The organism is Actinomycetospora sp., assembly GCF_055612215.1.
On sequence record NZ_JBVPVA010000104.1, the window covers coordinates 1 to 10,589 of the forward strand.

General features: G+C 74.7%; 12 protein-coding genes. 7 read left to right on the plus strand and 5 right to left on the minus strand.

The window, feature by feature from the left end; genetic code table 11:
• Nucleotides 1-158 precede the first annotated feature (158 nt).
• The 3 genes from AC0CYZ_RS02620 to AC0CYZ_RS02630 all read left to right on the plus strand — a co-directional run bounded on the left by AC0CYZ_RS02620 (nucleotide 159) and on the right by AC0CYZ_RS02630 (nucleotide 3,307).
• Nucleotides 159-998, plus strand: coding sequence for an IclR family transcriptional regulator (locus tag AC0CYZ_RS02620; RefSeq protein WP_472212072.1), 840 nt, complete (start codon nucleotides 159-161; stop codon nucleotides 996-998).
• Nucleotides 999-1,097: 99 nt separating this feature from the next.
• Entirely contained in the window at nucleotides 1,098-2,423 is a 1,326-nt protein-coding gene (locus tag AC0CYZ_RS02625) for an MFS transporter (protein ID WP_472212074.1), read from the plus strand.
• A complete protein-coding gene (locus AC0CYZ_RS02630; protein ID WP_472212076.1) occupies nucleotides 2,420-3,307 on the plus strand; it encodes an SMP-30/gluconolactonase/LRE family protein in 888 nt (295 codons plus the stop codon). The genes AC0CYZ_RS02625 and AC0CYZ_RS02630 overlap by 4 nt, the downstream gene beginning before the upstream one ends.
• Here AC0CYZ_RS02630 and AC0CYZ_RS02635 read toward each other — a convergent pair.
• Together AC0CYZ_RS02635 and AC0CYZ_RS02640 are read right to left on the minus strand one after the other, a co-directional pair.
• Nucleotides 3,304-4,002, minus strand: a complete 699-nt coding sequence (locus AC0CYZ_RS02635) for a FadR/GntR family transcriptional regulator (RefSeq protein WP_472212078.1) — start codon at nucleotides 4,000-4,002, stop codon at nucleotides 3,304-3,306. The genes AC0CYZ_RS02630 and AC0CYZ_RS02635 overlap by 4 nt on opposite strands.
• The gene (locus tag AC0CYZ_RS02640) at nucleotides 3,999-5,309 is read right to left on the minus strand and encodes an enolase C-terminal domain-like protein (protein ID WP_472212080.1); all 1,311 of its coding nucleotides are present in this window, start codon (nucleotides 5,307-5,309) and stop codon (nucleotides 3,999-4,001) included. Before AC0CYZ_RS02640 ends, AC0CYZ_RS02635 begins: the two co-directional genes overlap by 4 nt.
• 142 nt (nucleotides 5,310-5,451) lie before the next feature.
• On the opposite strand from AC0CYZ_RS02640, the gene AC0CYZ_RS02645 reads away from it, so the two are divergent.
• Nucleotides 5,452-7,200, plus strand: coding sequence for an ABC transporter ATP-binding protein (locus AC0CYZ_RS02645; protein WP_472212082.1), 1,749 nt, complete (start codon nucleotides 5,452-5,454; stop codon nucleotides 7,198-7,200).
• Nucleotides 7,201-7,414: 214 nt separating this feature from the next.
• Nucleotides 7,415-7,552, plus strand: coding sequence for a hypothetical protein (locus tag AC0CYZ_RS02650; RefSeq protein ID WP_472212084.1), 138 nt, complete (start codon nucleotides 7,415-7,417; stop codon nucleotides 7,550-7,552).
• Between the two features lie 108 nt (nucleotides 7,553-7,660).
• Here AC0CYZ_RS02650 and AC0CYZ_RS02655 read toward each other — a convergent pair whose 3' ends face one another.
• Nucleotides 7,661-8,719, minus strand: coding sequence for a DNA polymerase domain-containing protein (locus AC0CYZ_RS02655; RefSeq protein WP_472212086.1), 1,059 nt, complete (start codon nucleotides 8,717-8,719; stop codon nucleotides 7,661-7,663).
• Between AC0CYZ_RS02655 and AC0CYZ_RS02660 the strand changes: the two genes are divergently transcribed.
• Nucleotides 8,718-9,032: a hypothetical protein gene (locus tag AC0CYZ_RS02660; protein ID WP_472212088.1), complete on the plus strand. Its 315-nt coding sequence runs from the start codon at nucleotides 8,718-8,720 to the stop codon at nucleotides 9,030-9,032. The genes AC0CYZ_RS02655 and AC0CYZ_RS02660 overlap by 2 nt on opposite strands.
• Before the next feature lie 55 nt (nucleotides 9,033-9,087).
• Entirely contained in the window at nucleotides 9,088-9,507 is a 420-nt protein-coding gene (gene msrB / locus AC0CYZ_RS02665; protein ID WP_472212090.1) for a peptide-methionine (R)-S-oxide reductase MsrB, read from the plus strand.
• A gap of 3 nt (nucleotides 9,508-9,510) precedes the next feature.
• Here msrB and AC0CYZ_RS02670 read toward each other — a convergent pair whose 3' ends face one another.
• Nucleotides 9,511-10,251: an SDR family oxidoreductase gene (locus AC0CYZ_RS02670; RefSeq protein WP_472212092.1), complete on the minus strand. Its 741-nt coding sequence runs from the start codon at nucleotides 10,249-10,251 to the stop codon at nucleotides 9,511-9,513.
• The coding region (locus AC0CYZ_RS02675; protein ID WP_472212094.1) for a chlorite dismutase family protein at nucleotides 10,248-10,589 on the minus strand (342 nt) is incomplete at its 5' end. The genes AC0CYZ_RS02670 and AC0CYZ_RS02675, both read right to left, overlap by 4 nt.

Consider the following 10,589-nt stretch of genomic DNA (forward strand, 5'->3'; position numbering starts at 1 on the left):
GCCCGGCCGATCGCCATGACCCTTCCCGGCATCCGGAAGATCGACCTCGGCCCGTCCGGGCGGGTCGGGGAGCGCGGGACGTCCCGCCGACCTTCCGCCCTCCGGAAGCGCCGTTGGGTGCGCCGGTCCGGCGCGCGCAGACTCCGAGGTGTCGTCGGATGCACCCGGAGCTGCCTGTGGACGCCACCGGCCCCGCCCCGGCCGCGCCGCCGCCGGCCGCGCCCCGCGCCGCCGCCACCGGCCCGGTCGTCGCCCGTGCCCTGCGGCTGCTCGCGGCGTTCTCCGACGACCGCCCGACGATGACGCTCTCGGAGCTGGCCCGCCGCGCAGACGTCCCGCTGTCGACCGCGCACCGCCTCGTCGCCGACCTCGAGGCGTGGGGGGCGGTGGAGCGCGACGGCACCGGCCGCTACCAGATCGGGCTGCGGCTCTTCGAGGTCGGCGCGCTGGCTCCGCGCGGGCCCGGGCTCCGCGAGCGCGCGCTGCCCTACCTCGAGGACCTCTGCCAGGTCACCCGCGAGAACGTCCAGCTCGCGGTCCGCGAGGACGAGGAGGTGGTCTACGTCGAGCGTCTGGCCGGGACCCGGGCCGTGGAGGTGCTCACCCGGGTCGGTGGGCGGTTCGCGCTCACCGCCACCGGGGTCGGGCTCGTGCTGCTCGCGCACGCCCCGACCGACGTCGTCGAGCGGGTCCTCGCCGGACCCTTCCCGAGGTACACGCGATGGACCCTCACCGACCCGGTGCGCCTGCGGGAGTCCCTCGCGGCCGTCCGGGCCCGCGGCTACGCGGTGAGCGATCGCCAGGTCACCGCGGACGCGATCTCGGTCGCCGCGCCGGTCCGCGACCCGACCGGCGAGGTCGTCGCCGCCGTGTCCGTCGTCGCCCACCACCGCTCCGGGTCGGCCTCGCTGCTCGCGCCGCTGGTGCGCACCAGCGCGAACGGCGTCTCGCACGCCCTCGCCGCGCGGCCGGGTCCGCGGCCCGCGCGCCGCCCCTGATCGACATGCGCCGGGGTGTTGCGTGGATCACGTCGTCTTTCCTACCGTGCTGGTCTGAGACATCAGATGTCTGGGCCGGAGCGGGCAGGAGTCACGGGCATGTCGACCGTCAGCACCTCCGAGTCCACCGACGTCGACCGACGCCGCCTCCCCCGGGCCCACCCGGTCTCGTGGTGGATGCTCGGCATCACCACCACCGCCATCCTGATCACCTCGATCGACCGGGTCATCCTCCCGACGCTGCTGCCCGACATCTCCGGCGAGTTCGGGCTGGACGCGACCACCGGCGGCCTGCTGGTGTCGCTGTCCTACGCGGGCACCTTCCTCGGCGCGATCGCGTTCGGGGTGCTGGGCGACGCGTTCGGCCGCGGCCCGCGCCGCGCCTGGGCCTGGATCGCCGCGGTCGCCGTCACCTGCGTCTCGTCGGTCGTCACCGCCTTCACCCGGACCCTGGCCGGGCTCGCGACCTGGCGGGTGTTCATGGGCGTGGGCACCGGGGCGATGGAACCGGTGAACGTCGCCATGGTCTCGGACTGGTGGCCGCAGGAACGGCGCGGGTTCGCCACCGGCGTGCACCACACCGGGTTCCCGATCGGCCAGTTCCTCGGGCCGGCGCTCATCGGCGCGATCCTCGTCGGCGGCACGTGGCGTGACGCGTTCCTCTGGATCCCCTTCCTCGCCGTCCCGATCATGCTCGCGCAGCTCTTCGTCGGCTCGCCCCGCAACCTCGAGCGCGTCAACCGGTGGATCACCGAGCACCGCCTCACACCGTCGGTGCGGACCGACGAGGTCGCGCGGGTGGACAACCCGGTGCGGATGCTGCGGTCCGCGGCGCGGGAGCGCAACGTCTGGTGGGGGTCGCTGACGGCGTTCGGGCTGCTGTGGGCCGAGGCCGGCGTCACCGCCTTCCTCACGACGCAGCTCGTCACCCAGGCCGGCATGTCCCTGGCCGTCGCGGCGGTGGTCTCGGGCGCCTCGGGGATCACCGGCTGGCTCGGCCAGGTCGTGTGGGGGACGGCCTCCGACCGGATCGGCCGCAAGCCCGCGCTCTACATCATCTGCCTCGGGTGGACGGTCACGGTCGCGGCGATGCCGCTGATCCACGGCGCGGCCACGGCCTGGACGATCCTGCTCGCCTGGGGCCTCTTCCGGAACTCGCCGTTCCCCGTCGTCTACTCGCTGATCATCGACTCGACGCCGAAGGCCGCGTCGTCGGGGATGGGCCTGACCATCGGCCTGGCCTTCGGCCTCTCCGGGGTCTTCGGGCCGGCCGTGTCGGGCTGGATGATCGACGAGATCGGCTTCACCAGCAACTACCTGCTCATGGCCGCGATCTGCCTGGCCATGGTGCTCCCGGTCCACTTCGTGCGCGAGACCGTGCGCGACCGCCGGCGTACCGCCGGGCAGGCCGGGTCCGCGTCGTGATCCTCGCGTCGGCGCTCGGCGAGCCGGAGGGCCCGGTCGCGCTCGCCGACGGGTCGTGGCTGGTGGTCGAGATGTCGGCCGACCGCGGCTGCGTCACCCACCTCGACGCGGACGGGAGCGGCCGCCGGGCCCTCGCCCGCACCGGGCGCCCCAACGGGCTCGCCGTCGACGCCCGCGGCCACGTGTGGATCGCGGAGTCGCAGCGGGCCGCGGTGCTCGTCCTGACCCCCGACGGCGAGGTCACGACCCGGGTGACCCGCGCCCCGGACGCCCCGCTGCGGTTCCCCAACGACCTCGCCTTCGGCCCCGACGGCGCGCTCTACCTCACCGACTCCGGCATCACCACCGACGAGTTCTTCCGCGACGGCGACATCCGCGGCGACTTCGCGGCGGCCCCCTACGACGGCCGCGTCCTGCGCATCGACCCCGGGACGCTCGAGGTCACCGTCCTCGACACCAACCTGCGCTTCGCCAACGGGCTCGCCTTCGACGCGGCCGGCGACCTGTTCGTCGACGAGACGATGACGGGGATGGTCTTCCGGTACCGGCTCTCCCGCTCCTCCACGACTCGGGAGAACTTCGCGAACGTCCTCGACCCGTCGCTGTCCACGCGCTACCGCGGGCCGGACGGGATGGCGTTCGACGCCGAGGGCCGGCTCTGGTGCGCGGTCTTCGGGCAGGGGGACGTGACCGTACTCGGCCCCGACGGACGCGTCGTCGACCGGCTGCCCACCCACGGCTCCCGCCCGACCAACGTCGCCTTCGCCCACGGCGACGCCCCGCGACTGGTCGTGACCGAGGTGGAGCACGGCACCCTGGAGGTCCACGACGTGCCCGTGGGCGGGCTCCCGCTCCACGCGGGTGGAGGGCCCGGGACCGGCTAGGGCACCGGCCCCGCGCGGCGGAGGTGGTCACGCACCCAGTGCTCGACCTCGGTCACGTGCGTCGTCGCCGCGGTCCACGCCGCCAGCGAGTCCCGCGCCCGCAGCGCGCGCAGGATCGCGTCGTGCTGGGCGTGGGTCCAGGCCGTCGCGTCCTGCTCGACCACGCCGCGCCAGATCCGGACGCGGGCCGTCCGCCCGGCGACGGCCGCGGCGAGCGAGTCCAGCGTGGGGTTCCCGGTGGCGGCGACGATCGCCGCGTGGAACTCGACGTCCTCGGCCACCAGGCGCTCGGGGTCGGTCAGCGCCCGCATCCGTGCGCAGCGGGCGGCGAGGTCGTCGAGACCGGCGTCGTCGATGCGCGTGGCGGCCAGAGCCGTCGCGCCCGGCTCGAGGATCCGGCGGCACTCGAAGAGCTCGGCGACCCCGCGCTCGTCGACCAGCTCGAGGAAGGCCCCGGCCGCCCGCACCAGCCGGTCGGGGCGCAGGTCGGTGACGAACGTGCCGTCCCCGCGCCGGACCTCGAGGACCCCGGCGCCGGAGAGCGCCCGGACCGCCTCGCGCAGCGAGAGCCGGGACACCCGCAGGCTCGCCGCGAGGTCCGCCTCCGGGGGCAGGCGCTCCCCGGCGCGGAACTCCCCGGCCTCGATCCGGGCCACGAGCGCGCCCACGACGCGGTCGACGACGCTGCCGCTCACGGGGGCGTCCGCGCCCACACCGGTCCGTCGGGGAAGGCGTACGCGCGGCGCGTCTCCGGGAGGATCTCGGCGCTGTACCCGGGGCGTTCCGGCGCCCGGTAGGAGGTGCCGACGAGCCGCACCGGGTCGACGAAGTGCTCGTGGAGGTGGTCGACGTACTCGACCATCCGCTCCTCGCGCGAGGCGCCGACCGCGACGTAGTCGAACATCGCCAGGTGCTGCACCAGCTCGCACAGCCCGACCCCGCCGGCGTGCGGGCAGACCGGGACGTCGTGCGCGGCGGCGAGCAGCAGGACGGCGACGGCCTCGTCCACCCCGCCCGGCCGGGTGGCGTCGAGCTGGCAGACGCCCATGGCGCCGGCCGCGAGGAACTGCTTGAACATCACCGCGTTGTGGGCGTGCTCGCCGGTGGCGACCCGGGTCGGGGCGATCGCGCGGGCGATCGCGGCGTGGGCGAGGACGTCGTCGGGACTCGTCGGCTCCTCGAACCAGTGGATGTCGAACGGCGCGAGCGCCTCCATCCAGCGCAGGGCGTCCTCGACGCCGAGGGTCTGGTTGGCGTCGATCATGAGACGGCGGCGCGGGCCGAGGACCTCGCGCGCGATCGCGCACCGGCGGACGTCGTGCGCCAGGTCGGCGCCGACCTTGAGCTTGACCGACTCCCAGCCCGCGTCCACGGCCTCGCGGCAGAGCCGTTCCAGCGTCGCGTCGTCGTACCCGAGCCACCCCGCGCTCGTCGTGTAGGCGGGGTAGCCCTCGGCCTCGAGCGTCGCGGTCCGCGCGGCCCGCCCGGGGACGCGGGCGTCCAGCAGGTCGCGCGCGGCGGCGGGGGTGAGGACGTCGCGCAGGTAGCGCCAGTCGACCAGGTCGACGATCTGCTGGGGATCCATGTCGGCGAGCAGCCGCCAGACGGGCTGGCCGGCGACCTTGCCCGCGAGGTCCCAGGCGGCGTTGACGACGGCGGCGAGGCCCAGCTGGACGACGCCCTTCGCCGGGCCCAGCCAACGCAGCTGGCTGTCGGCCTGCAGCCACCGCGAGAACCCCCCGAGGTCGCCGACGACCTCGGCGACCTCCCACCCCACGGCGCGCCGTCCGATGGCGGCCGCCGCCGCGACGGCCAGCTCGTTGCCGCGCCCGATGGTGAAGGTGAACCCGTGGCCCTCGGGGCCGGAGTCGGAGTCGGAGTGGAGCACGACGTAGGCCGCCGAGTAGTCCGGCGCCTCGTTCATCGCGTCCGACCCGGCGAGGTCCCGCGACGTGGGGAACCGCAGGTCCACGGTCTCCACGGCGGCAATCACCGCGCCCACGGGCCCTCCCGGTCGTCCGGCCGCCGCCTCCCGACGGTCGGGCTCCACCGTGGCAGAGCGAGACGTCAGATGTCCACGCGTCCCCGACCGGCCGTCGTCGGTGCGGCCGGGACCCGACCCCGAGCGCGCCTAGTTTCGAGGTGTGTTCCGACGCCGAGTCACCCCGCGCACCGACGCGGGTCTCCGCCGGCTGTGGCCCTACCTGCGCGCGCACCGTGGCGCGCTCGCCGTCGTCGCCGTGATGTCGGCGGCCACGGCCGCGACGTCCCTGGCCCAGCCGTTGCTGGTGGGGCGGGTGGTCGCCGCCGTGCAGGCCTCGACCCCGGTCCTGCCGGTCGCCGGGCTGCTCGTCGCGATCCTCGTGGGCGGGGCGCTCGTGGGCGCGGTGCAGTCGTTCCTCCTGCAGCGCACCGCCGAGGGCCTGGTGCTCTCGACCCGCCGCACGCTGGCGGAGCGGATGCTGGCGCTGCCCGTGGCGCAGTACGACGCCCGCCGGACCGGTGACCTCATGTCCCGGATCGGGGCCGACACGACCCTGCTGCGCGCCGTCGTGACGTCGGGGCTGTTCGAGATCGCCAGCTCGGTGGTGATCGTGGTGGGCGCCGCGGTCGCGATGGCGCTGGTCGACGTCGTGCTGCTCGGGGTCACGCTGCTCGCCGTCGCGCTCGGGGCGCTGGTGATCGGGACGGCGTCCCGCCGGATCCGGGCCCTGTCGACGCTCGCCCAGGTGCGCGTCGGGGAGATGACGGCCGCCGTCGAACGCGCGCTGTCGGCGGTGCGGACGATCCGCGCGAGCGGGGCCACCGAGCGCGAGGTCGAGGGGGTCTCCGCCGCCGCCGGCGCCGCCTACACGGTGGGGGTCCGCACCGCGCGGCTGCAGGCGGTGGTCTCCCCCGCCGTCACGATCGCGACCCAGGGCTCGTTCATCGCGGTCCTCGGGATCGGTGGCTCCCGGGTCGCGGCCGGCGCGCTCACCGTCGGCGAGCTCGTGTCGTTCGTCCTCTACCTCTTCCTGCTCGTGCTCCCGCTCGCCCGGCTCGCCCAGACGTGGACCCAGCTGCAGACCGGTCTCGGCGCGCTCGCCCGCATCGAGGAGGTCGTCGCGCTGCGCGGGGAGTCCGAGCGCGACGTCGTCGCGAGCGCCGCGTCCCCGCCGGCCGCTCCCGCGCTGGAGCTGCGGGACGTCGACTTCACCCACGCCGACGGCACCGCCGTGCTGCACGGGGTCGGGTTCGTCGTGCCCCGCGGCACCCGGACCGCCCTGGTGGGGCCCTCCGGGGCCGGCAAGTCGACGGTGTTCGCCCTGGTCGAGCGGTTCTACGACGTCACCGCCGGCGCGGTGCTGGTGGACGGCATCGACGTGCGCGACCGGCCCCGCGACGAGCTCCGGGCCCGGCTCGGCTACGTCGAGCAGGATTCGCCCGCACTGGCCGGCACGCTCCGGGAGAACCTCGTGCTCGCCGCCCCCGACGTCCCCGAGGCCGACCAGCTCGCGGTCCTCGCGGCGGTGAACCTCGACGGTCTCGTGGCGCGCTCGCCGCTCGGGCTGGACACCCCCGTCGGCGAGGGCGGCGTCCTGCTCTCCGGCGGCGAGCGCCAGCGCCTGGCCATCGCCCGCACCCTGCTCGCGGAGCCGTCCCTGATGTTGCTCGACGAGCCCACCGCCAGCCTCGACGCCCGCAACGAGCAGGCGCTCAAGGACGCGATCGACGTCGCGGCGCAGGCGGACCGGACGCTGCTCATCGTCGCGCACCGGCTCTCCACCGTCGTCGACTGCGACCAGATCGTGGTGCTCGAGGACGGCCGGGTGGTGGCCGTCGGCACCCACACCGAGCTGCTCGCACGGAGCCCGCTGTACGCCGAGCTCGCCCGCTCGCAGCTCCTCGTCTGACCGGGTGCCGAGCCAGTGGCCAGGTCCGGACGGCGGTACTCGTGCGTCCGTACGTCGTAACTTGCTTTCGGGAACGACCCTCCAGGTAACGACAGGTCACGGTTCGGAGATGAGCAGATCACGGACGCGGTGATCGAGGTCGCCGCGACCGCCTCCGGACCCGGTACGAGACGGGGCCGGGCCTGCCATGACCCGAGATCGAGAGGACACCCCGATGCGACTGCTCGAGCTGTGCACCCCGCCCCGCCACAAGCACCACCACCACCGTGGCTGCGGCTGCCACGAGTGCAAGCCCCAGCAGCACTGCTGCCCGCCCAAGCGGTGCGGGTGCACGTCGCACTGCCACCACTGACCAGCGCGCGATGAGCGGTCCGGGGGGCGGACGGGTCGTCCGCCCCCGGGCCCCTCGCGGGCCGGCCCCCCACCGGAGCGACCGGTCCGGTCGATCGGGGACGGCCCGTCAGGCCTGCTTCCCCTGGGTGTCCGCCCGGGACTTGCTGGGCTGCACCCGCTTCGGCTCGCCGGGCATCTTCGGGTACTCCGGCGGGTAGGGCATGTCGCCCAGCCCGTGGTCGCGCTCGTCGCGCTCGACCCACTCCAGCGCCGTCTCGAGCCCGGCCGGCTCGTCGTGCAGCCCCGCGTGCGCGTCACCGCGCTCCGCGTAGAGCTTCGTCACCGACAGGACGTCGAAGTCGTCGGGCTCGGCGTCGGGGAGCTCCTCCCAACGCAGCGGGAAGGAGACCGTCGCGCGCGGGGTGCCGCGCACCGACCACGCCGACGCGATCGTCCGGTCCCGCGCGGCCTGGTTGAAGTCGAGGAACACGCGCTCGCCGCGCTCCTCCTTCCACCAGTCCACGGTGGCCTCCGACGGCAGCCGCCGGCAGACCTCGCGCCCGATCGCGATCACGGCGCGCCGGACCGCGACGAAGTCCCACTCCGCGCGGATCGGGACCATCACGTGGATGCCGCGCCCGCCCGAGGTCTTCGGCCAGCCCACCAGGCCGGCGTCGGTCAGCACCTCGCGCAGCGTCGCGGCGACGCGGGCGGCGTCGGCGAAGTCGGTGCCGGGCTGCGGGTCGAGGTCGATGCGCAGCTCGTCGGGGGCGTCGACGTCCGGGCGACGGACCGGCCAGGGGTGGAAGTCGAACGTGCCGAGGTTGGACGCCCAGGCGAGCACCGCGGGCTCCGTCGGGCACAGCACGTCGGCCGGGCGGCCCGAGGGGAAGCGGACCTGCACCGTCTCGACGTACTCGGGGGCGCCCTTGGCCAGGCGCTTCTGGTAGAACCACTCGCCCGTCACGCCGTCGACGTAGCGCCGCAGGTGCGTCGGCCGGTCGCGCAGGACGCCGAGCAGCGGTTCCGAGACGGCGAGGTAGTGCTCGACCACCTGCCGCTTCGTGATCTCCCGCTCCGGAAAGTAGATCTTGTCCGGGTTCGACACGCGGACCGTGCGCCCGCCCACCTCGAGCTCCACCGCCGGGGACCGCGCCACGGCTGCGAAGGCTACCGTGGCGGGCATGACCTGGGGTGTCGCAGCGGGAGCCGGTCGTCCGGACCCGGCCCGGCGGTTCCACGACGACCTCGTCGGGCTCGACCCCGACGACCCGGAGGCCCGCGCGTTCGCCGAGCACCTCGACCGCATGGAGCGGGTGCGGCCGATGTTCACCGTCGAGGGCGAGCTGTCCGGGGTGCGGGACTTCGCCGAGTCGGCCAACCGCAGCGGCGGCGCGACCCGGTGGCTCGCGTGGCTGCTCGCCGTGCTCGTCCTGGTCGGGGCCGGCTACCTGATCTTCGGCGTGCTCGAGGTCGTGGTCACCACCTGGTTCGCCTGACGGGCGCACTCCCGGACGCCGACCGGTTGCGCGCGACTCGTATTAACCTGGACGCATGAGCAGTGCGATCGGCAAGCCGAAGGTCGAGAAGTCCGACGCCGAGTGGCGTGAGCAGCTCACGCCCGAGGAGTACCAGGTCCTGCGGAAGGCGGGCACCGAGCGCCCGTTCACCGGGGAGTACGACGAGGTGTTCACCGAGGGCGTCTACCACTGCCGCGCGTGCGACGCGGAGCTCTTCCGCTCGGACACCAAGTTCGCCTCCCACTGCGGGTGGCCGTCGTTCTACGCCCCCTCGGCCGACGACAACGTCATCCTGCGCGAGGACACCGCGATGGGCATGCGCCGCGTCGAGGTGCTGTGCGGGACGTGCCACTCGCACCTGGGGCACGTCTTCCACGGGGAGGGCTACGGCACCCCGACCGACGACCGGTACTGCATGAACTCGGTCTCGCTGCGCCTGGAGCCGAAGGCCTGACGCCTACTGCCCGCCGGAGACCCGCAGCGTCTGGCCCGTGATCCAGGCGCTGTCGGGCGAGGCGAGGAAGAGCACGGTCGGCGTGATGTCCTCGGGCTCGCCGTAGCGGCCCATGGGCCAGGAGATCGCCGTGAGGTCGTTGTCGTAGTGCGGTCCGTTCTCGGCCGACATGTCGCTGGTGGTGCCGCCGGGGGCGATCGCGTTGACCGTGATCCCCCGGCGGACGAGGTCGAGCGCCAGGCAGCGCACCATCGCCTCGACGGCGGCCTTCGACCCGGCGTAGACCGCGTGGCCGGGCACGCCCATCGTCGCGGAGATCGACGAGGTCAGGACGATCCGGCCGCCCTCGCCCATGTGCGCCTGCGCCGCCTGGGCGGCGAGGAACTGCCCGCGGGTGTTGACGCCGAAGGTCGCGTCGAACTCCGCCGCCGTGACGGTCCCGAGCGCGCCGAAGTGCTCGACCCCGGCGTTGCTGACGAGCACGTCGATCCCGCCGAGGAGCCCGGCGGCGGCGTCCATGAGGGCGACGACGGCGTCGGGGTCGGCCATGTCGGCCTGCACCGCGTGGGCCTCGCCGCCGGCCGCGGCGATCTCGGCCACGACGGCGTCGGCGGCCTCGGCGCTGTGCCCGTACCCGACGACGACCCGCGCGCCTGCCCGCGCGAGGGCGACCGCCTCCGCGCGGCCGATGCCGCGGCTGCCGCCGGTGACGACGGCGCGGGTGCCGGGAGCGAGCCGCGTCACGCCGAGAGGGCGAGCAGCGCGCCCGGCTCGACCCGCGGGCCCGTGAAGAACGGGACCTCCTCGCGCACGTGGCGGCGGGCCTCGGTGGCCCGCAGGTCGCGCATGAGGTCGACGATGCGGTCGAGCTGGTCGGACTCGAACGCGAGGATCCACTCGTAGTCGCCGAGGGCGAAGGCGGGCACGGTGTTCGCCCGGACGTCGGCGTAGCCGCGGGCGGCCTTGCCGTGGTCGGCGAGCATCTGGCGCCGCTCCTCGTCGGGCAGCAGGTACCAGTCCAGCGAGCGGACGAACGGGTAGAGGCAGAGGTAGCCGCGGGGCTCCTCGCCGGCGATGAACGC